General features: G+C 57.7%; 22 protein-coding genes and 1 pseudogene. 16 read left to right on the forward strand and 7 right to left on the reverse strand.

Going from position 1 to position 19,357, the window contains the following annotated elements:
* The 12 genes and pseudogenes from sdhC to sucD form a co-directional block, all read left to right on the forward strand.
* Positions 1-213, forward strand: a 213-nt coding sequence (sdhC, locus tag ACRC1E_RS12305; RefSeq protein WP_438515384.1) for a succinate dehydrogenase, cytochrome b556 subunit, incomplete at its 5' end; no start/stop codon positions are given.
* The gene (gene sdhD, locus ACRC1E_RS12310) at positions 207-554 is read left to right on the forward strand and encodes a succinate dehydrogenase, hydrophobic membrane anchor protein (RefSeq protein ID WP_438515385.1); all 348 of its coding nucleotides are present in this window, start codon (positions 207-209) and stop codon (positions 552-554) included. The genes sdhC and sdhD, both read left to right, overlap by 7 nt.
* Positions 551-2,341 (forward strand): succinate dehydrogenase flavoprotein subunit, encoded by a 1,791-nt coding sequence (gene sdhA / locus ACRC1E_RS12315; RefSeq protein WP_438515386.1) that lies wholly within the window; start codon positions 551-553, stop codon positions 2,339-2,341. Before sdhD ends, sdhA begins: the two co-directional genes overlap by 4 nt.
* 12 nt (positions 2,342-2,353) lie before the next feature.
* Positions 2,354-3,064 carry a succinate dehydrogenase iron-sulfur subunit gene (locus ACRC1E_RS12320; RefSeq protein ID WP_438515387.1) on the forward strand — a complete coding sequence of 237 codons (711 nt, stop codon included), beginning with the start codon at positions 2,354-2,356 and terminating at the stop codon, positions 3,062-3,064.
* A complete protein-coding gene (locus tag ACRC1E_RS12325; protein ID WP_438515388.1) occupies positions 3,061-3,312 on the forward strand; it encodes a succinate dehydrogenase assembly factor 2 in 252 nt (83 codons plus the stop codon). The genes ACRC1E_RS12320 and ACRC1E_RS12325 overlap by 4 nt, the downstream gene beginning before the upstream one ends.
* Before the next feature lie 39 nt (positions 3,313-3,351).
* On the forward strand, positions 3,352-4,641 hold the full coding sequence (gene gltA / locus ACRC1E_RS12330) for a citrate synthase (protein ID WP_438515389.1): 1,290 nt from the start codon (positions 3,352-3,354) through the stop codon (positions 4,639-4,641).
* 120 nt (positions 4,642-4,761) lie between these two features.
* Positions 4,762-7,590 carry a 2-oxoglutarate dehydrogenase E1 component gene (locus tag ACRC1E_RS12335; protein ID WP_438515390.1) on the forward strand — a complete coding sequence of 943 codons (2,829 nt, stop codon included), beginning with the start codon at positions 4,762-4,764 and terminating at the stop codon, positions 7,588-7,590.
* Between the two features lie 56 nt (positions 7,591-7,646).
* A pseudogene (gene odhB / locus ACRC1E_RS12340) lies at positions 7,647-8,879 on the forward strand (2-oxoglutarate dehydrogenase complex dihydrolipoyllysine-residue succinyltransferase); the annotation flags it as partial.
* A 274-nt stretch (positions 8,880-9,153) separates the two neighbouring features.
* Positions 9,154-10,581, forward strand: coding sequence for a dihydrolipoyl dehydrogenase (gene lpdA / locus ACRC1E_RS12345; RefSeq protein WP_438515391.1), 1,428 nt, complete (start codon positions 9,154-9,156; stop codon positions 10,579-10,581).
* A 49-nt stretch (positions 10,582-10,630) separates the two neighbouring features.
* Positions 10,631-10,894, forward strand: coding sequence for a hypothetical protein (locus ACRC1E_RS12350; protein WP_438515392.1), 264 nt, complete (start codon positions 10,631-10,633; stop codon positions 10,892-10,894).
* Between the two features lie 99 nt (positions 10,895-10,993).
* Positions 10,994-12,163, forward strand: coding sequence for an ADP-forming succinate--CoA ligase subunit beta (gene sucC, locus ACRC1E_RS12355; protein ID WP_438515393.1), 1,170 nt, complete (start codon positions 10,994-10,996; stop codon positions 12,161-12,163).
* 27 nt (positions 12,164-12,190) lie between these two features.
* Positions 12,191-13,075: a succinate--CoA ligase subunit alpha gene (gene sucD, locus ACRC1E_RS12360; RefSeq protein ID WP_438515394.1), complete on the forward strand. Its 885-nt coding sequence runs from the start codon at positions 12,191-12,193 to the stop codon at positions 13,073-13,075.
* Between the two features lie 55 nt (positions 13,076-13,130).
* Here sucD and ACRC1E_RS12365 read toward each other — a convergent pair whose 3' ends face one another.
* Positions 13,131-14,210, reverse strand: coding sequence for an FAD-dependent oxidoreductase (locus ACRC1E_RS12365; RefSeq protein ID WP_438515395.1), 1,080 nt, complete (start codon positions 14,208-14,210; stop codon positions 13,131-13,133).
* 146 nt (positions 14,211-14,356) lie between these two features.
* Between ACRC1E_RS12365 and ACRC1E_RS12370 the strand changes: the two genes are divergently transcribed.
* On the forward strand, positions 14,357-14,488 hold the full coding sequence (locus tag ACRC1E_RS12370) for a DUF3149 domain-containing protein (RefSeq protein ID WP_438515396.1): 132 nt from the start codon (positions 14,357-14,359) through the stop codon (positions 14,486-14,488).
* Positions 14,489-14,549: 61 nt separating this feature from the next.
* Here the strand turns inward: ACRC1E_RS12370 and ACRC1E_RS12375 are convergent, their stop codons facing one another.
* The 3 genes from ACRC1E_RS12375 to ACRC1E_RS12385 form a co-directional block, all read right to left on the reverse strand.
* Positions 14,550-14,798 carry a hypothetical protein gene (locus tag ACRC1E_RS12375; protein ID WP_438515397.1) on the reverse strand — a complete coding sequence of 83 codons (249 nt, stop codon included), beginning with the start codon at positions 14,796-14,798 and terminating at the stop codon, positions 14,550-14,552.
* Between the two features lie 100 nt (positions 14,799-14,898).
* Positions 14,899-15,150 (reverse strand): hypothetical protein, encoded by a 252-nt coding sequence (locus ACRC1E_RS12380; RefSeq protein WP_438515398.1) that lies wholly within the window; start codon positions 15,148-15,150, stop codon positions 14,899-14,901.
* Between the two features lie 182 nt (positions 15,151-15,332).
* The gene (locus tag ACRC1E_RS12385; protein ID WP_438515399.1) at positions 15,333-15,470 is read right to left on the reverse strand and encodes an entericidin A/B family lipoprotein; all 138 of its coding nucleotides are present in this window, start codon (positions 15,468-15,470) and stop codon (positions 15,333-15,335) included.
* Between the two features lie 218 nt (positions 15,471-15,688).
* Between ACRC1E_RS12385 and ACRC1E_RS12390 the strand changes: the two genes are divergently transcribed.
* Positions 15,689-16,456 (forward strand): basic amino acid ABC transporter substrate-binding protein, encoded by a 768-nt coding sequence (locus ACRC1E_RS12390; RefSeq protein ID WP_438515400.1) that lies wholly within the window; start codon positions 15,689-15,691, stop codon positions 16,454-16,456.
* A gap of 63 nt (positions 16,457-16,519) precedes the next feature.
* Here the strand turns inward: ACRC1E_RS12390 and ACRC1E_RS12395 are convergent, their stop codons facing one another.
* On the reverse strand, positions 16,520-16,984 hold the full coding sequence (locus tag ACRC1E_RS12395) for an LEA type 2 family protein (RefSeq protein WP_438515401.1): 465 nt from the start codon (positions 16,982-16,984) through the stop codon (positions 16,520-16,522).
* 9 nt (positions 16,985-16,993) lie between these two features.
* Positions 16,994-17,881, reverse strand: coding sequence for a LysR substrate-binding domain-containing protein (locus ACRC1E_RS12400; RefSeq protein WP_438515402.1), 888 nt, complete (start codon positions 17,879-17,881; stop codon positions 16,994-16,996).
* A 147-nt stretch (positions 17,882-18,028) separates the two neighbouring features.
* On the opposite strand from ACRC1E_RS12400, the gene ACRC1E_RS12405 reads away from it, so the two are divergent.
* Positions 18,029-18,403 carry a CidA/LrgA family protein gene (locus ACRC1E_RS12405; RefSeq protein ID WP_438515403.1) on the forward strand — a complete coding sequence of 125 codons (375 nt, stop codon included), beginning with the start codon at positions 18,029-18,031 and terminating at the stop codon, positions 18,401-18,403.
* On the forward strand, positions 18,391-19,074 hold the full coding sequence (locus tag ACRC1E_RS12410) for an LrgB family protein (RefSeq protein ID WP_438515404.1): 684 nt from the start codon (positions 18,391-18,393) through the stop codon (positions 19,072-19,074). Before ACRC1E_RS12405 ends, ACRC1E_RS12410 begins: the two co-directional genes overlap by 13 nt.
* Before the next feature lie 68 nt (positions 19,075-19,142).
* Here the strand turns inward: ACRC1E_RS12410 and ACRC1E_RS12415 are convergent.
* Positions 19,143-19,357 (reverse strand): OmpA family protein (locus tag ACRC1E_RS12415; RefSeq protein WP_438515405.1); only part of this gene is annotated, 215 nt, incomplete at its 5' end.

The following is a 19,357-nucleotide window of genomic DNA, read 5'->3' on the forward strand; positions in this document are numbered from 1 at the left end:
GATACTTTCCGCTCCATCATCGCCTACCCCTTGATGAAACTGGTGCTGATCGGCTTTTTGTGGGCTTACCTGCACCACTTCTGTGCCGGTATCCGTTTTCTGTTTCTTGATGTGCACAAGGGCCTCGAGCTCGCAACTGCTCGCGCCACCGCCAAGCTGGTACTGGCTGTCAGCTTGGGCCTGACCGTGATTCTGGGAGCTCTGTTATGGTAAATCGCAATGTTGTCGGTGCGCACTACGGCCTGCGTGACTGGATCATGCAGCGCGTGACCGCCGTCGTCATGCTCGTTTACACCGTCGTTCTGGTCATGCTGCTGCTAGCCATGCCTTCCGACTACGAAGGCTGGAAAGTCCTGTTTCAGCAGACCTGGGTGCGCGTATTTACCCAAGTGACGCTGCTGGCGCTATTCCTGCACGTCTGGGTCGGGATCCGCGATGTGTGGATGGATTACATCAAGCCCACCGGCCTGCGCCTGAGCCTGCATGTGTTCACCATCGTGTGGCTCACATCCTGTTTTATCTATTCGGTTAAAGTTGTCTGGGGTCTGCAATGAACGTACCAGTTCGCCATTTCGATGCAGTAATTGTGGGCGCCGGCGGTGCCGGTATGCGTGCCGCGCTGCAACTGTCCGAAGCCGGTCTCAAGACCGCAGTCATTTCCAAGGTATTCCCGACCCGCTCGCACACGGTTGCGGCGCAGGGCGGGGTGTCCGCCAGCTTGGGTAACTCGGAAGAGGATCACTGGCACTGGCATATGTACGATACCGTCAAGGGTTCGGACTGGCTGGGCGACCAGGATGCCATCGAATATATGTGCCGCGAGGCGCCCAAAGTCGTGGTCGAGCTTGAACACTTCGGCATGCCGTTTGACCGTAACGACGACGGTACCATCTACCAGCGTCCGTTCGGCGGCCATATGTCGAACTTCGGCGAAAAGCCGGTGCGCCGCGCTTGCGCTGCCGCCGACCGTACCGGTCACGCCATGCTGCATGCGCTGTATCAGCGCAATGTGCGCGCCAATACCCAGTTCTTTGTCGAGTGGATGGCGCTGGATTTGATCCGCGATGCCGAAGGCAATGTGCAGGGCGTGGTCGCTATGGAAATGGAAACCTCGGAAATCGTCGTATTCCAGGCCAAGGCCACCTTGTTTGCCACCGGCGGTGCCGGCCGTATCTATGCCTCGTCCACCAACGCCTTCATTAATACCGGCGATGGCCTGGGTATGGCGGCGCGTGCCGGTATTCCGCTGGAAGACATGGAGTTCTGGCAGTTCCACCCGACCGGTGTGGCTGGCGCAGGCGTGCTGATTACCGAAGGCGTACGCGGTGAAGGCGGTATTTTGCGCAACTCCGACGGCGAGCGCTTTATGGAGCGTTACGCGCCGAACGCCAAGGACCTGGCTTCGCGTGACGTGGTGTCGCGTGCGATGGTGACCGAGATCAATGAAGGCCGCGGTTGTGGCCCTAACAAAGATCATGTGTTGCTGGATATTACCCATCTCGACCCCGAGATGATTATGTCCAAGCTGCCGGGCATCCGCGAGATCTCGATCAAGTTTGCCGGTGTCGATCCGATCAAGGCTCCGATTCCGGTGGTGCCGACCTGCCATTACCAGATGGGCGGTATTCCGACCAACTACAAGGGCGAGGTCGTGCTATCGACCACCAGCGACAATCACAGCGATATCGTCAAGGGCTTCTACGCCGCCGGCGAGTGCGCGTGTGCGTCGGTGCACGGTGCCAACCGTCTGGGTACCAACTCCTTGCTCGACTTGCTGGTGTTCGGCAAGAGTTCGGGCAACTCGATGATCGATTTCATCAAGACCCAGCCTGAAAACCTGCCGGCGCTCAATACCGCTGCCGTCGAGCGCTCGGTGGCGCGTGTTGCCCGTCTGGATGGCCAAACCAACGGCACCAATGTGCATGAGGCACGTAGCGCGATGCAGCGCATCATGCAGGCGCATTGCGGGGTGTTCCGCTTCAAGGACATGCTGGCCGAGGGCGTGGCCAAGATTCTCGAAGTCGAAGAGATGATCAAGACCCTTCAAATCGCCGACAAGTCCAAGGTGTTCAATACTGCCCGTCTGGAAGCACTGGAACTGGAAAACCTGATCGAAGTGGCCAAGGCCACCATGGTCTCGGCCAATGCCCGTACCGAAAGCCGCGGCGCACATGTGCGCGATGATGCCATCGACTGCGCCGAGACGCCGAATGGGCGCGACGACCAGAACTGGCTCAAGCACACCCTGTGGCACCGTGACGGCAATAAACTCGAGTATAAGCCGGTCAATATGAGCCCGGTGAGTGTCGAGCCAGTTGCCCTCAAGACCCGTTCCTATTAAGGCGCAACGTCCATGACTAACGAAACCATCAAGTTCCGCGTCTATCGCTACAACCCGGATCAGGACGCGAAGCCTTATATGCAGGATATTTCGGTCGAGATCGATTCGACCGACCGCAAGCTGCTGGATGCCTTGACCAAGCTCAAGGTGAAGGACGATACCGTGTCTTTCCGCCGCTCGTGCCGTGAAGGCGTGTGTGGTTCGGATGCGATGAATATCAACGGCAAGAACGGTCTGGCCTGTCTGACCGATGTGCGCGATCTCAAGCAGCCTATCGAGTTGCGCCCGATTCCCGGCCTGCCGGTGATTCGCGACCTGATCGTCGACATGACCCAGTTCTTTACCCAGTACCACTCGATCAAGCCGTATGTGGTCAATAACAGCCCGGCACCCGAGCGCGAGCGCTTGCAGTCGCCAGAAGACCGCAAGGAACTGGACGGCCTGTACGAGTGCATTCTGTGCGCCTGCTGCTCGACGTCCTGCCCTAGCTTCTGGTGGAACCCGGACAAGTTTGTCGGCCCGGCCGGCCTGCTGGCCGCTTACCGCTTTATCGCCGACACCCGCGACGAGGCCACCAGCGAGCGTCTGGACAATCTGGAAGACCCGTACCGCCTGTTCCGCTGCCACAGCATCATGAACTGCGTCGATGTCTGCCCTAAAGGCCTGAATCCGACCCGTGCCATCGGCAAGATCAAGGACCTGATGGTCAAGCGTGCGGTATGAGCGAGCTTATCGATCCGATCGAAAAGAAGCGGGTGCGCTGGCGCTCGCGCCGCGGTCTGCTGGAGCTGGATCTGGTGCTGACGCGATTTCTGGCCGAGCGCTATGACCAGTTGACGGCGGAAGAATTTGCCGCCTATGTGCGGATTCTGGAGTTGCCGGATACCGAGTTTCTCGAACTGGTGAACGGCAAGATAGAAACGGAAGATGCCGAGCTGGCCCCCATGGTTGCCATGCTGCGCAGTGTCTGAGTGGCAATAAAACAATACTTATATATCGGGAGTAAGTCTGTGGAAACGAACAAGAAAGTTACGCTGTCCTACAACGAAGGCCGCGATCAGCTGGAAATGCCGGTTCTGGCCGGTACGCTGGGCCCTGAAGTGGTCGATATCCGCTCTTTCAACAAGACCGGCATGTTTACCTTCGACCCGGGCTTTCTGGCGACCGCTTCGTGCGAATCCAAGATTACCTTTATTGATGGCGACTTGGGCATGCTGTACTACCGCGGCTACCCGATCGAGCAGCTGGCAGAACACTGCGACTATCTGGAAGTGTGCTATCTGCTGTTGAACGGTGAACTGCCTAACGCCGACCAGCGCAAGGAGTTCGAGCGCGGCATCATGCGTCACAATATGCTGCACGATCAGCTGTTCTCGCTGTTCAAGGGCTTCCGCCGCGACGCGCACCCGATGGCCGTGATGGTGGGTGTGGTCGGCGCGCTGTCCGCCTTCTACCATGACTCGCTGGACATCACCAACCCTGAGCATCGCCGCATCTCGGCACATCGCCTGGTGGCCAAGCTGCCGACGATTGCCGCCCAGGCTTATCGTTACAGCAAAGGCCTGCCATTCTCCTATCCGAAGAATGGCCTGACCTATGCCGAGAACTTCATGCACATGATGTTCTCGACCCCGTGCGAAGAGTACAAGGTCAATCCGGTACTGGCGCGTGCGCTGGATCGTATCTTCACCTTGCACGCCGACCACGAGCAGAATGCCTCGACCTCGACCGTGCGTCTGGCCGGCTCGTCCGGTGCCAACCCGTTTGCCTGTATCGCCGCCGGTATCGCCTGCCTGTGGGGCCCGTCGCATGGCGGTGCCAATGAAGCCGTACTGAAGATGCTGGACGAAATCGGCAGCGTCGACAATGTGGCCGAATTCATGCAGGGCGTGAAGGACAAGCGCTACAAGCTGATGGGCTTCGGCCACCGCGTGTACAAAAATATGGATCCGCGCGCGGCGATCATGAAGACCACTTGCGATGAAGTGCTGCTCGAACTGGGCCTGCAGGACGATCCTAAATTCAAGCTGGCGATGGCGTTGGAGAAGATTGCGCTGGAAGACCCGTACTTTGTCGAGCGCAAGCTGTATCCGAACGTCGATTTCTACTCCGGCATCGTGTTGTCTGCGATCGGCATCCCTGTTTCCATGTTTACCCCGGTGTTCGCACTGGCGCGTACCGTGGGCTGGATTGCACACTGGACCGAAATGATTGCCGATCCGCAACAGAAAATCGGTCGTCCGCGCCAGTTGTATACCGGCGCGCCGCGCCGCGATGTGGCACCGCTCAGCGACCGCTGATTGTTGTCGGCCGGCCACTTCGCGAAGTGGCCGGTTTTTCAGGGAGTGCTGCGGCAAGCGAGCGATGTTTGCCAGAGTGCTTCTGTAGGCTGTCTTAAACCGAATCAAAGGGTTAAACCCATGATGCAAGCCATGTTTGGCCACTCCTACCTGTTTGGCGGGAACGCACCCTTCATCGAAGAATTGTACGAACAGTACCTCGCCGATCCGAGCTCTACCCCCGAGCAATGGCGTGACTATTTCGACAAGCTCTCCCAGACGCCGGGTGCGGCCGAGCGCGATGTTCCCCATCTGCCTATCCAGCAGTCGTTCATCCAGCTGGCCAAAAAGCCCTGTGCCGGCCAGCGCGTCAGCGCGGTAGGCGACTGGGAGTCGATGCAAAAGCAGGTGGCGGTACTGAAGCTGATTTCGGCCTATCGCGTACTGGGCTCGCGTCATGCCAATCTTGACCCGCTCAAGCGCATGGATCAGGTTCTGCTGCGCGAACTCGATCCGGCCACCCATGGCCTGACCGATGCCGACATGGCGCTGCAGTTCAATATCGGCTCCATGGTCGGGCCGCAGCAACTGCCGCTGTCCGAGATTATGGCGCGCCTGAAGCAGACCTACTGCGGCAATATCGGCGTCGAATATATGCACGTCACCCATACCGACGAAAAGCGCTGGGTGCAGCGCCGTTTCGAGGGTGATCTGTCCACGCCGCATTACGATGCCGAGCGCAAGCGCCGCATTCTCAAGCAGATTACTGCCGCCGAAACACTGGAGCGCTATCTGCATACCCGCTATGTCGGCCAGAAGCGTTTCTCGCTGGAGGGTGGCGAAAGCATGATCGCCGCGCTGGATCATCTGATCCAGAATGCGACCATTCAGGGCGTGCAGGAACTGATTATCGGCATGGCGCACCGTGGCCGTCTGAACGTACTGGTCAATACCCTGGGTAAATTGCCGCGCGACCTGTTTGCCGAGTTTGAAGGCAAGCACTCGGTGGAACTGGCCTCCGGCGACGTCAAGTATCACATGGGCTTCTCCAGCGATATTCCGACGCCGCATGGCCCGATGCATGTGTCGCTGGCGTTCAACCCGTCCCATCTCGAGATCGTCAACCCGGTGGTGGAAGGCTCGGTGCGTGCGCGCCAGCAGCGGCGCAAGGATGTAGAGCGCAAGACCGTGGTGCCGGTGCTCTTGCATGGCGATTCGGCCTTTGGCGGTCTTGGTGTTAACCAGGGTACTTTCAACCTGTCGCAGACCCGTGGTTACTGCACCGGCGGCACCATCCATATCGTGATCAACAACCAGGTGGGCTTTACCACCTCGGATACGCGCGATATCCGCTCCACCAGTTATTGTACCGACGTGGCCAAGATGATCGAGGCGCCGATTTTCCACGTCAACGGCGACGATCCGGAAGCCGTGTGTTATGTGATGCAGGCCGCGCTCGACTACCGCATGACCTTCAACAAGGATGTGGTGATCGATCTGGTGTGCTTCCGCAAGCTCGGTCACAACGAGGGGGATGATCCGTATCTGACCCAGCCGATGATGTACAAGAAGATCGCCAAGCATCCGGGTTCGCGCGCCCTGTACGCCGAGCGTCTGGTGGCCGAAGGTGTGCTGGCTGCCGATGAAGGCCAGGCACTGATTCAGGCTTACCGCGATGCGCTGGACAAGGGCGAGCATGTCGAACAGACCGTACTGACCAACTATCGCCGCGAGTTTGCCGTCGACTGGACGCCGTTCATGGGCACGCACTGGGCGCATCCGACCGATACCTCCTTGCCGCAAGCTGATATCCAGCGCCTGACCGACAAGTTCACCAGCGTGCCGGAAGGCTTCAAGGTGCACAACACGGTGGACCGCGTGATCAAGGGTCGTCGGGCCATGGCGGCAGGCGAGCAGCCGGTAGACTGGGGCATGGCCGAAACGCTGGCTTACGCAAGCTTGGTCGAGTCCGGCTACGGCGTGCGCATCTCGGGTGAAGACTCCGGGCGCGGTACTTTCAGCCATCGCCATGCCGTATTCCACGACCAGAACCGCGAGAAGTGGGACGACGGCGCTTATGTGCCGCTGCGCCATCTGTCGGAAAACCAGGGCGATTTCCTGGTGATCGACTCCATCCTCAACGAGGAAGCGGTGCTGGCCTATGAGTACGGCTACGCCTGCAATAGTCCCGACCAGCTGGTGATCTGGGAAGCCCAGTTCGGCGACTTCGCCAACGGTGCTCAGGTTGCCATCGACCAGTTTATTGCCTCGGGCGAGACCAAGTGGGGCCGTTTGTGCGGGCTGACCACCATCTTGCCGCACGGCTACGACGGTCAGGGGCCGGAGCACTCGTCGGCGCGCCTGGAGCGCTGGCTGCAGCTGTGTGCCGAACACAATATGCAGGTGGTGATGCCGTCCGAAGCCAGTCAGATGTTCCATGTGCTGCGTCGCCAGATGATGCGTCCGTTCCGCAAGCCGCTGGTCATCTTCCTGTCCAAGCGCCTGTTGCGCTTCAAGGACTCGATGAGCCCGATCAGCGATTGCAGCAATGGCGCGTTCCGTGCCGTGATCGGCGATCATGCCATGGCGGACAGCAAGAAGGTCAAGCGCGTGCTGTTGTGTGCCGGTCAGGTTTATTACGATCTGCTTGCCGGACGCAAGGAGCGCGAACTGGATCAGGACGTGGCCATTGTCCGTATCGAACAGCTGTATCCGTTCCCGACCGAGCAGGTCGCTGCCGAACTGGCACGCTTCCCGCAAGCGCGTGAAGTGGTCTGGGTGCAGGAAGAACCGAAGAATCAGGGCGCGTGGTATCAGTTACGCCATCGCCTTGAGGACCTGATGGGTGCCAAGCAGAAGCTGTCGTACGCCGCACGTCCGTCATCGGCTTCACCGGCAGTCGGCTATATGAGCAAGCACGTTGCACAACTGAAGGCTTTCCTCGACGAAGCCCTGTCGTTCAGCAAATAAGACAACACCTGAAGTGAGCGCCGGGGCCGCTTAGCCGGCCCCCAACGGAGAAAAATATGATTATCGAAGTCAAGGTTCCACAACTGCCCGAGTCCGTTTCCGAAGCCACGCTGATGAGCTGGCACAAAAAGGTGGGTGAGGCTGTCGCCCGCGACGAAAACCTGATCGATCTGGAAACCGACAAGGTCGTACTCGAACTGCCCGCACCGCTGGCCGGCGTGATCGTTGAAATCATCGAAGCCGATGGTGCGACAGTTGTTTCCGGGCAGCTGATTGCCCGCATCGATACCGCCGCCAAGGCTGGTGAAGTGGCGGCTCCCGAGGTAGTGGCTGCGGTTGCGCCGGTGGCAAGTGCTGCTGCCGCGGCCATGCCGTCGGCTGCCAAGCTGGCTGCCGAATCCGGCGTGAACTTGTCGGCTGTTGCCGGCTCCGGCCGTGATGGCCGCATCCTGAAAGAAGACGTGCAGGCTGCCGCGGCCAAGCCGTTGGCGCCAGTTCAGGCAGGCCCGGTGCTGTCGGCACCGTCCAGCGTTAGCGGTGCGGCGCTGGCCAGTACCCCGGCTGCGGTCAATACCGCCGCCATCCTGTCCGACCGCCCCGAGCAGCGCGTGCCTATGAGCCGCCTGCGTCAGCGCGTGGCCGAGCGTCTGCTGCAAAGTCAGGCCCAGAACGCCATCCTCACCACCTTCAACGAAGTGAATATGAAGCCGGTGATGGATCTGCGTGCCAAGTACAAGGACAAGTTCGAGAAGGAACACGGCGTCAAGCTGGGTTTCATGTCCTTCTTCGTCAAGGCTGCCGTCGCTGCACTGAAGAAATTCCCGGTGGTGAATGCCTCGGTAGACGGTAACGACATCCTCTATCACGGCTACTTCGATATCGGTATTGCCGTCGGTAGCCCGCGCGGTCTGGTGGTGCCTATCCTGCGCAATGCCGACCAGATGTCGATCGCCGAAATCGAGAAGCAGATCGCCGAATTCGCCGTCAAGGCACGCGATGGCAAGCTGACTATGGAAGACCTGACCGGCGGCACGTTCTCGGTGACCAATGGCGGCACTTTCGGCTCGATGATGTCGACGCCTATCATCAATCCGCCACAATCGGCGATTCTGGGCATGCATGCGACCAAAGATCGCGCAGTTGTTGAGAATGGTCAGATCGTCGCGCGCCCAATGATGTATCTTGCGCTCTCTTACGACCACCGTATCATCGATGGCCGCGAGGCGGTGCTGACGCTGGTAACGATCAAGGATCTTCTGGAAGATCCGGCCCGCCTCATTCTTGACTTGGAACAACGGTGCGGGGCTTTGCCCCGACACCGAAAAATAGAATGGAGTTTTGATGAATATCCCCGACTGGTTTTATGGCGTGGCCTCGATTGCGGCTGCGGTGGCGATGGGTTTTTTGATGGTCAAAAAGCGCCAGCAAGGCGTGAAGGACGATCTCTATTCCACGGTTGGCAAGATCATCATTATTCTGTTTATGGCTGCATTCGGCGTTTTGCTGCTCAAGGTCGGCAAGGCTTGACCCCTGCAGGTGCAGGGACGCAATAAGGATAACTACATGAGTCAACAGTTCGATGTCGTCGTGATCGGAGCCGGCCCCGGCGGTTATGTGGCGGCTATTCGTGCCGCCCAGCTGGGTTTCTCCACTGCCTGTATCGACAGCTTTGTCGGCAAGAACGGCAAGCCGTCCCTGGGCGGCACCTGCCTGAACGTGGGCTGTATTCCGTCCAAGGCGCTGCTGCAGTCCAGCGAAAACTTTCATGCGCTGGCGCACGACTTTGCCGAGCACGGCATCAGCGTGGAGGGGGCCAAGTTTGACGCCGCCAAGATGATTGCGCGCAAGGACGGCATTGTTGACAAGCTCACTGGCGGCATCGGCTTTTTGTTCAAAAAGAACAAGGTTGCCAGCCTGCACGGCCTGGGTTCGCTCAAGGGGCGCGTGGACGAGCAGTGGCAGATTGAAGTGAAAAACGGCGATACGGTAGAAACCGTCAGCGCCAAGCATGTGATTGTGGCGACCGGCTCCAGCGTTCGCCAGTTGCCGGGTGTCGCTATCGACAACGTCAAGGTGCTGGATAACGAGGGCGCACTCAATCTGAGCGAGACCCCGGCGCGTCTGGGTGTGATTGGTGCCGGCGTGATCGGTCTGGAAATGGGTTCGGTGTGGAAACGCGTCGGTGCCGACGTGACCATTCTGGAAGCGATGCCGACCTTCCTCGCCGCCGCCGACCAGCAGATTGCCAAGGAAGCGTTCAAGACGCTGACCAAGGACACCGGTCTCAAGATCAATCTGGGCGTGAAAATCGGCGCGATCAGCGTCGCTGACGAGATCTCGATCGCGTATGAAAAAGACGGCAAGGCCGAGACGCTGGTGGTCGACAAGCTGATCGTCTCCATCGGTCGCGTGCCCAATACCGCCGGCCTCGGTGCCGACGCTGTCGGCCTGCAGCTGGATGCGCGCGGTTTCGTGGTGGTGGATGACCACTGCCACACCAACCTGCCGAATGTGTGGGCGATTGGCGATGTGGTACGCGGGCCGATGCTGGCGCACAAGGCCTCGGAAGAGGGCGTGGCGGTGGCCGAGCGTATCGCCGGCCAGAAGCCGCATGTCGACTTCGGCGTGATTCCATGGGTGATCTATACCAGTCCGGAAATCGCCTGGGTCGGCAAGACCGAAGAACAGCTCAAGGCTGAAGGCATCGAGTACAAGAAGGGCAGTTCCGGCTTTGCCGCCAACGGCCGCGCGCTGGGCTTGGGTCATGCGCAAGGCACGGTCAAGATTCTGTCCTGTGCCAAGACCGACCGCATTCTCGGCCTGCACATGATAGGGCCTATGGTGTCGGAGCTGGTGACCGAAGGCGTGGTAGCGATGGAATTCAAGGCAGCCAGCGAAGATCTGGCGCGCATTGTCCACGCTCACCCATCGCTGTCCGAAGTGATCCATGAAGCTGCGCTGGCCGCCGACAAGCGCGCCTTGCACGGCTGATTTAATCCGGCCGGCGCTCTTATGGGCCCGGCCTATCTGAAAGTGCCTGATGGAGTTGATAGCCAACGCGGTCATGCTGGGCGTGCTGATGCTGGTCGCTGCGCTGATGTGGCTGGTGAAGATCGGCTTTGATGAGGCGAGTGTATTTGACCGCATGCGGGGGGTACGGCTGTTTCTGGCGGGTGCCACCTTTCCCGTATCGGTCTATGTCATGTCGGCTGCCGCCAGACGGCGCCTGAAATGGCCGCTGTTGTTGGCGTGCGTGGGGGGCATGCTGTTGATTGCCATCCGCATGCGTTACGCAGCACCCTGATTTCCCGTAGCGAAGCCCGGCCTGAAGGTGCAAGCCCCAAGGCAAAAGATCAGGATGGCCCATGAAGGCCATCCGATTTCCAATAAAAGGAAACCATAAATGAACCTGCACGAATACCAAGCGAAAGCGCTGTTGGCCAAATTTGGCCTGCCGGTACAAAAAGGCATTCTGGCCGCTACGGCCGAAGAAGCCGCTGCTGCCTACGATGCCCTGGGCGGCAAGTTTGCCGTGGTCAAGGCACAGGTCCATGCCGGTGGTCGCGGCAAGGCCGGTGGTGTGAAAGTGGTGAAAAGCCGCGAAGAAGCCGCTGCCGAAGCAGCCCGCCTGATCGGTACCAATCTGGTGACCTACCAGACCGATGCCGCCGGCCAGCCGGTGCATAGCGTTCTGGTATGCGAAGACATGTATCCGGTACAGCGCGAGCTGTATCTGGGCGCCGTAGTCGATCGTGGCAGCCAGCGCGTGGTGTTTATGGCTTCGACCGAAGGCGGTGTCGAAATTGAAAAAGTAGCCGAAGAGACACCGGAAAAAATCATCAAGGTTGAAGTCGATCCGCTGGTCGGCATGCAAGCTTATCAGGCGCGTGATGTCGCCTTTGCGCTGGACCTGAAAGGCCCGCAGATTGCGGCCTTCACCAAGCTGATGCTGGGTGCCTACGACGCATTTATGGCCAATGACTTCGCGCTGTTCGAAGTGAACCCGCTGGCACTGCGTGAAAACGGCGAGCTGACCTGCGTGGATGGCAAGATAAATCTCGACTCCAACGCCTTGTACCGTCATCCGGAACTGCTGGCGATGCGCGACAAGAGCCAGGAGAACGAGCGTGAAGTGAAGGCCTCCGAGTTCGATCTCAACTATGTGGCGCTGGAAGGCAATATTGGTTGCATGGTGAACGGTGCGGGTCTGGCGATGGCCACCATGGACATCATCAAGCTCAAGGGTGGCCAGCCGGCCAACTTCCTCGATGTGGGCGGTGGTGCGACCAAGGAGCGCGTGGTTGAAGCGTTCAAACTGATTCTGGCCGACAGTTCGGTCAAGGGTGTGCTGATCAATATCTTCGGCGGCATCGTGCGTTGCGACATGATTGCCGAAGCGATTATCGCGGCGGTGAAGGAAGTGAATGTGACGGTACCGGTCGTCGTGCGTCTGGAAGGCAATAACGCCGAACTGGGCGCCAAACTGCTGCAAGAGTCCGGCCTCAAGCTGACTTCGGCCCAAGGCCTGAACGATGCGGCCGAGAAAATTGTCGCCGCTGTTGCCGCGCTGTAAGCACCCGAACCGAACAAGGATATCAAGATGAGCGTTCTCGTAAATAAAGACACGAAGGTGCTGGTGCAGGGCTTTACCGGCAAAAATGGCACGTTCCACGCCGAGCAGGCACTGAAAGTCGGCACCAAAGTCGTGGGTGGCGTGACGCCGGGTAAGGGCGGTTCCGAGCATCTGGGCCTGCCGGTGTTCAATACCATGAAAGATGCAGTACGTGAAACCCAGGCTGATGCTTCGGTTATCTATGTACCTGCAGCTTTTGCCAAGGACTCCATCCTCGAAGCCATCGCCTCCGGCGTGAAGCTGATCGTGTGCATCACCGAAGGCGTACCTACGCTGGACATGCTGTACGTGAAAAAAGCCGTCGATGAAGCGGGTATCCGCCTGATCGGCCCGAACTGCCCGGGTATCATCACCCCGGGCGAGTGCAAAATCGGCATCATGCCGTGGCACATCCACAATCCGGGCCGTATCGGTATCGTGTCCCGCTCCGGTACGCTGACTTACGAAGCCGTGGCGCAAACCACTGCTCTGGGTCTGGGCCAGTCGACCTGTATCGGTATCGGTGGCGATCCGATTCCGGGCCTGTCGCATATCGATGCGCTGCAATTGTTCCAGGATGATCCGGATACCGATGCCATCGTGATGATTGGCGAAATCGGCGGTTCGGCCGAAGAAGAAGCGGCCGAATTTGCCAAGGCCTATGTGACCAAGCCGGTTGTCGGCTACATCGCCGGTGTGACTGCCCCCAAGGGCAAGCGCATGGGCCATGCCGGCGCCATCATCTCCGGCGGCAAGGGTACTGCCGAAGAAAAATTCAAGGCCTTCGAGCGTGCAGGCATCGCCTACACCCGTAGCCCGGCCGAAATCGGCAAGACCATGTACGAGCTGCTCAAAAGCAAAAACATGATCTGATTGCCGTGATGGCAAACCTTCAGGCCGCCCGGGCAACCGTGGCGGCTTTTTTCATTCATGGTGCGAGCATGGCTTGCACCTGTACCGCCACTTCGCGCGCAAGCGAGGGCGAGGTGGTCCACTTGCCGCCAAACACCGTGAGCAGGCAGCCGTGGCGGATGAGCGCGTGCTCGCGCTGGGCGCGGTTGGGGTCACGGTGGCTTTTGAGTAAGGGGCGCAGGCCGGCGTAGCTGCCGCTGATTTCATTTTCAGACGCTGCCGGGAAGTAGTGGTTATACAGCGCGAGCAGGTATCGGGTCTCGGCATCCGAGCATTGAACGGGCGTGTCGGGTGTCTGCCGGATTTCGGTGGTGCCGACCAGTGTTTGTCCTTGCCAAGGTAGTACGAAGACTACGCGCCGTTCTCCTGCTACTTCCAGAAGATAGCCTTGCGAGAGGGGACGCGCGAGCAACAGATGACTACCGCGTACGGTGTCAAGCGCGAACGCACAGGGAATGGTGCTGTCTGTCAGTAGCCGCGCAGCCCATGGGCCGGTGGCATTCACGACAGCATCAAACTTGAGTATCTGGCCTGAGCAGTACACCGAACCATCGCAAGCGATGCGGCTTATCGGTGCATGCTCGCGGATCACAACACCGGCCAGACGTGCTTGTCCGGCGGCCCAGTTCCCCAGCTTTTCGTCATCCATTTGTGCGTCGAAATAGCGGTAGCCACCTTGCAGGCCCTGTGCATGCAAGTGGTCCTTGCTAGAGAGCAGGCTCTGGCGCGTTAACCACTGGTGCGGGGGCAGGGCGCTAGTGCCGGCCAGTCTGTCGTACAGCCATAGTCCCGCTTTTAATTGCCAGCGTTTGCGTCTTGCCTGCCGATAGACGGGTAGGGTAATGGCCAGTGGATGCACCAGCTTGCTGTTTTGGGTCAGCCACCAGTCGCGGTCGGCCAGTGCGCGGCGTACCAGCGGGATTTCGCCGTTTTCCAGATAACGCAGTCCGCCATGCAATAGCTTGGATGAAGTACGGCTGGTGTGTGAAATCAGCGTATCGCGTTCGAATAGGGTGACGCAATGTCCTGCGCGTGCCAGTTCCCATGCGCTCATGACGCCATTTATCCCGCCACCGATGACGGCAATACCGGCCATGATGTCCCCCAGATTTTTTGCGTGTAGAAATGATGCATTTGGCGAATCAGGGATAAGCCGAGTGTTGATCTTCGTCAAACTCATCTGGAAACGCCTGCTTTAATCTTAATGCATATTTGCTGAGCGTGAACCGAGAGGGGAAGAAAATGGAACTGTGGACACAATTGTTATCGGATGATGTGGGTTTGGCAAGTCTGGCTGTTATCGGTGCCACTGCACTGATTGTCTGCGTGATTATCGGCATCATGATAAAACGTACACATAATGCCAAAGGCTAGTCATGCCTAGGCGGTAGCACCAGTATATGGACGCTGCGGCGTCCATTTTTGTCCTTGCCTGTCAGGACTGACGGTGAGATTTTTCGCCAAGGAAGGCGAAAAGATAGATGGCGGCAGGCACTGCCGAAAACAAAAGCATGGCCCGGCCCGACTCGCCATCTAGTTGGCTTGCCATAAAACCAAGGTCAAGTGCTGCAAACAGGAAGGCGAGCAGCCAATTGGCCCGTTGCAGGGGTTTGCCGTGTAGTTGCCAGTACCAGATAGGCCAGCAGATATGGATGGCAACCAGGATGCCCAATAATGCAGCCATGCGGGCGACTCCATGCATAAGAATTATTTAATAACTTTATATCAAATAAACAACATATCTGCAATTAAATTATTGATCAACTGCATTTGGGTTTGGACGCCTATTCACGGTTTTCTGCTGCGACATCCATAGAAACGGCAAGCAGATAAACGAGCGCCGGTACAGCAGCAAACAGATAGACCGCATCTGCTGAATAATCGTTATGTTTGAAAAACATAAATCCGAGTTCGACGGCAGCGGCAGTCAGTGCCAAATTGCAATTTTGGCGTGTGCAGGCCTGCCCGCGCAGTTGCTGGCCCAGCACCGGCCAACTGATGTGTAGGAAAATGAGTAAACCAAGCAGTATCGACATGATGGCTTCTTTATTTTTCAGGGCGCGGCATGGCTGGCATGGGCATGCGGTGGCCCGATGCGTCAGCATGTTATTTGAATAATACAGCTATTTAATGTGCACTTCTATCATTATCTGGGCGTGTATACGGGGGGAGGCCACCCCACCGCCGGTTAAGCCGGGCGATGGGGCGCGCGAGGTGACTACATTTTTTTCTTCACATCGTCAGCCGCATTGCTGACGCCTTTTCCTGCTGCCGAGACGTCCTCTCCCATGCCTGCCATGGTGTTGCAGGCCGACAGCAGGACTGTCGTTATCAGCATCATTAGTACCGTTTTCATTCTTGCTCCCGGATCGAAGGGCACCCCCATGGGTGGCCTCATCAACATAGCTGCTGGCTAGCTTGAAAAGCAATGCCATGCTGTTTATTGGTAGCAAATGCCTTTGATATTACACAGGTAACGTGATAAGTTATTTTGGATATTTTATCCAGATACGCGGTTGTCTATCTGTGTCGCGAGGCATATGGCATATGCGTGCCACGAAAAGGAAGCAAGTCATGAAGCATTGGGTCAAGGGGATGGCATTGGTGATGACGCTCGTACTGGCGGCTTGTGGTGGCAAGCCTGAAGAGGCCGCGACGGGAGAGAAAATTTACAGCATGGGGGTGAATGCGGCTTTTGCCCCGTTTGAGTCTGTGGGCAGCGATGGCAAATTGCAGGGCTTTGAAATTGAGCTGGCACAGGCCGTTTCCGATGCTGCCGGAATCAAGATAAAAATGACGAATACGCCGTGGGAAGGCATTTTCAATGGCCTGGCCAATGGAGATTCGGATTTTTTAATGTCGGCGATTACCATTACCGAGCAGCGCAAGCAGAGCATGGATTTCAGCGAGCCTTATTTCGATGCAACCCAATTGGTGGTGCTGGGCAAGGGGCAAAGTATCAGTCGGGCTGAACAGATCAAGGGTATGAAGGTCTCGGTGCTGACCGGTTCGACCGGAGACACCATTGCTCAAAAAATTCAGGGTGCGACCAGTACTGATATTAGGCGTTTCGAGTCGCTGGAGCTGGCGCTGAAGGAGCTGGAAAATGGTGGCGTACAGGCAACCATAGGCGATAACGGTGTAGTTGCCAACTATCTCACGAACAATGGGCGTGCGGATCTAGATATTGTCGAGGGCATCAACTTCGATAAGGAGTACTACGGTATGGCGGTGAGAAAGGGGGATTCAGCTTTGCTGGAGAAACTCAATGCCGGTATCAAGCAGGTGCGCGCCGATGGTACTTATGTGCGCATACACGAGAAATACTTCGGCAAGCTTTGAGCCGCGATGGCTTAAGCGATAAAACGGCGGCAAGCAATAGGCTTGCCGCCGTTTTTTATCACCTCAGGGTTTGAGGCCTATCTTTTCTGCCAGTGACCAACTGCCTTTGCTGCTAAAGGGAAGGCTGGCAATGCCGTTGACGTCGGCAATGCTACCAATGAGCTGGTATTCCAGTGCCGTGCCTGGGCGTGATAGGACGCCTCCCAGTTGCCTTAACCAGTCGGCAAGCGAGGTGTACATACGCACGGTCACAATGCCGCTTGAGCGTGCCGGAATTTCAAAGTGCTGGTTGCTCAAGCCATTCGCAAGCTTTTTACCATCGATTTGCAGTTCGAATTTGACGCCCTTGCCCGACAAGGCAAAGCTGTTCGGATTGCTGATGCGCAGGCTGACATCAAATGCCTGCTCAATGAGTGTGCTTTTGCTGCTGGTCTTGATGTCGGCAAGACTGACCTTGGGTTTTTCCAGCCCTATGGTCGAGCAGGCGCTGAGCAGAGTGACGGCCAATAGCAGTATCCAGCGTTTCATGGTGTGTCCTTATTGCAGTACCAGTACGGTACGGGTGGTGTCTATCCAGGCGCGAGCCGCATGTGACAGATAGCTGCCCTTGCGCCAGATCAGCGCAAGATGCCAGCGCAGGTCATGATCGGCAAGGGTGACAATATCGAATTTTTCCGGATTCAAACGTTGTGCCACCCGCTGCGGCAAGAGGGCGATCCCCAGCCTGGCGGCAACCAGTTCGGCGATAAAGTCCCACTGCGCACTGCGGCCGACAACATGCAGCGGTTTTTCCATCAGCCGGAAGGCATCGCTGATATGCGCTGTCAGCGTGAAATCGGGTGGATAGAGGATAAAAGGCTGTTCGGTCAGCTCGGCCAGTAAAACCGTTTCGCGCCCATGCCAGATCGAGCCTGCGGGGGCTATCAGGCATAGCGGGTCATTGACGACGACAAAGGTCTCGAAGTCATCGGGATTGACCGGCAGTACGGCGATACCGATTTCAATTTCACCGGCGCGAACCTGGTTTTCTACCGTCAGTGATCCGGCTTCGACCAGCTTGAGCTTGATATTCGGGTAGTGTTCGCAAAAGTGGCTGACGACGGGGGCAAAATAAGTGGCGCCCACCATGGGGGGCAGGCCGAAGGCCAGTTCCCCGCGCTTAAGCTCGGACAGGTCGGCCAGTTCGCGTTTCAGATGCAGCATGCCCTGCAATATTTCTTCGGCACGAGCCAGTGTCACCTTGCCGGCATCGGTAAGCGAAATGCTTTTTCCCTGACGGATCAGCAGAGGCATGCCTAGCTCATCCTCCAGCTGACGCACCATCTTGCTGATGGTGGGCTGCGTGACAAAGAGTACATCTGCCGCGCGGGTAAAACTCTGTTCGCGTACTACGGCGGCGAAATAGCGCAGGGAACGGATATCCATGAATTCCTTTTTAGAATGATTGTTATTTGTTTAATTCATTTTGTGCATAATGCAGTGCGGCTTACAATTTCTCTATCTAGTTGCGTCGATAGTATATAGCTCATGCCTACAGCACTAAAAAAATCATGGCCTATTTTATGGCAAGTTTTGCTGCTTTCATTGTGGTGGTGGTGTGCAGAGGGGCTATGCAGGCGCTGGCTGCCTGCCATTCCCGGTGGTGTACTGGGCATGGTTTTGTTATTACTGGCTTTGCAGTATCGGCTGTTACCGATAGCCTGGGTCGAACATGGCGCCAACTACCTGCTGGCCGAAATGCTGCTGTTTTTCATTCCGGCTGTCGTTGCCGTCGTGAAATTTTCCGCTTTATTCGAACAGGCAGGCCTGCGCATTGCGGCCGTAATCGTATTGTCGACCGCCTGTGTGATGCTGGTGACGGCTTTTGCCGTCGACCGGTGTGACCGCTTTTTGCGCTTCAGGCGTATCCGCATGCATAGGCATGGGGAGGCATTATGTTCGCGCTGAGCTCCATATTTTGTCTGGTGCTGACGCTGGCTTTGTACTGGTTGGTCAAGCGCGTGCACCAAAAGCTGAATTACGGGTGGTCGGCCCCCATTTTTCTGGTGCCAGTGCTGCTGGTGTCTTTTCTGTTGGTTAGCGGCATCCCGTTCGAGCATTACTGGCAAGATACACATTATCTCACCTGGCTATTGGGGCCTGCGACGATAGCTTTTGCCATCCCGATCTACCGGCAGCGTGAGCTGATTAAAGCCAATTGGGTGACCTTGCTGGTCGGGGTGGTCACCGGTATCGTCGCAGGGGTCGGCAGTTCGGTTCTGTTGGCACATGCTTTTGCTTTGCCTGATACCGTCGTGCGTAGTCTGGCACCGCGCTCGGTTAGTACACCGTTTGCGCTGGCCAGTGCGGCTGCAATGGGGGCTGATCCGCAGCTGGTGGCGATATTTGTGGTGATTACCGGTGTGGTCGGCATGTCGCTGGGCGAGTTTCTTTTATTGCTAGTGAGGGTTAGAAGCCCGCTGGCACGTGGTGCCTTGTTTGGGGCGTCGGCACATGGTGCCGGTACGGCCAAGGCGAGCGAAATCGGTAAAGAAGAAGGGGCAGTGGCCAGCCTGACGATGATGCTGTGCGGTGTAGTGATGGTATTGCTGGCTCCGCTGATCGGCGCCATGCTGTGATTCCTGGCGATAAACAACCGCTGTGCTCCATCAGGAGTACAGCGGTTGTTCGTGTTTGATGCCGGTATTTATTGCGGCTTCGGATTGATCAGGATTTCCACGCGGCGGTTCTGGGCACGTCCGGCCGCTGTGGCATTGCTGGCAACCGGGCTTTGCGGGCCGTAACCCTGTGTCGCGATACGGTTGCCGGCAACGCCGCTGTTGCGCAGGATATTGGCAACAGACTGGGCACGTTCGCGCGACAGCTTCATATTGTAAGCTTGGGTGCCGGAACTGTCGGTGT

It is taken from the genome of Craterilacuibacter sp. (assembly GCF_051659485.1).
GTDB lineage: Bacteria > Pseudomonadota > Gammaproteobacteria > Burkholderiales > Chromobacteriaceae > Craterilacuibacter.

Bases quoted from the DNA above. Each gene is read 5' to 3' on its own strand.
- sdhD (WP_438515385.1), top strand. From the start codon at position 207: ATGGTAAATCGCAATGTTGTCGGTGCGCACTACGGCCTGCGTGACTGG.
- sdhA (WP_438515386.1), top strand. From the start codon at position 551: ATGAACGTACCAGTTCGCCATTTCGATGCAGTAATTGTGGGCGCCGGC.
- ACRC1E_RS12320 (WP_438515387.1), top strand. From the start codon at position 2,354: ATGACTAACGAAACCATCAAGTTCCGCGTCTATCGCTACAACCCGGAT.
- ACRC1E_RS12325 (WP_438515388.1), top strand. From the start codon at position 3,061: ATGAGCGAGCTTATCGATCCGATCGAAAAGAAGCGGGTGCGCTGGCGC.
- ACRC1E_RS12335 (WP_438515390.1), top strand. From the start codon at position 4,762: ATGATGCAAGCCATGTTTGGCCACTCCTACCTGTTTGGCGGGAACGCA.
- lpdA (WP_438515391.1), top strand. From the start codon at position 9,154: ATGAGTCAACAGTTCGATGTCGTCGTGATCGGAGCCGGCCCCGGCGGT.
- ACRC1E_RS12350 (WP_438515392.1), top strand. From the start codon at position 10,631: ATGGAGTTGATAGCCAACGCGGTCATGCTGGGCGTGCTGATGCTGGTC.
- sucC (WP_438515393.1), top strand. From the start codon at position 10,994: ATGAACCTGCACGAATACCAAGCGAAAGCGCTGTTGGCCAAATTTGGC.
- sucD (WP_438515394.1), top strand. From the start codon at position 12,191: ATGAGCGTTCTCGTAAATAAAGACACGAAGGTGCTGGTGCAGGGCTTT.
- ACRC1E_RS12365 (WP_438515395.1), bottom strand. From the start codon at position 14,210: ATGGCCGGTATTGCCGTCATCGGTGGCGGGATAAATGGCGTCATGAGC.
- ACRC1E_RS12370 (WP_438515396.1), top strand. From the start codon at position 14,357: ATGGAACTGTGGACACAATTGTTATCGGATGATGTGGGTTTGGCAAGT.
- ACRC1E_RS12375 (WP_438515397.1), bottom strand. From the start codon at position 14,798: ATGGCTGCATTATTGGGCATCCTGGTTGCCATCCATATCTGCTGGCCT.
- ACRC1E_RS12380 (WP_438515398.1), bottom strand. From the start codon at position 15,150: ATGTCGATACTGCTTGGTTTACTCATTTTCCTACACATCAGTTGGCCG.
- ACRC1E_RS12385 (WP_438515399.1), bottom strand. From the start codon at position 15,470: ATGAAAACGGTACTAATGATGCTGATAACGACAGTCCTGCTGTCGGCC.
- ACRC1E_RS12390 (WP_438515400.1), top strand. From the start codon at position 15,689: ATGAAGCATTGGGTCAAGGGGATGGCATTGGTGATGACGCTCGTACTG.
- ACRC1E_RS12395 (WP_438515401.1), bottom strand. From the start codon at position 16,984: ATGAAACGCTGGATACTGCTATTGGCCGTCACTCTGCTCAGCGCCTGC.
- ACRC1E_RS12400 (WP_438515402.1), bottom strand. From the start codon at position 17,881: ATGGATATCCGTTCCCTGCGCTATTTCGCCGCCGTAGTACGCGAACAG.
- ACRC1E_RS12410 (WP_438515404.1), top strand. From the start codon at position 18,391: ATGTTCGCGCTGAGCTCCATATTTTGTCTGGTGCTGACGCTGGCTTTG.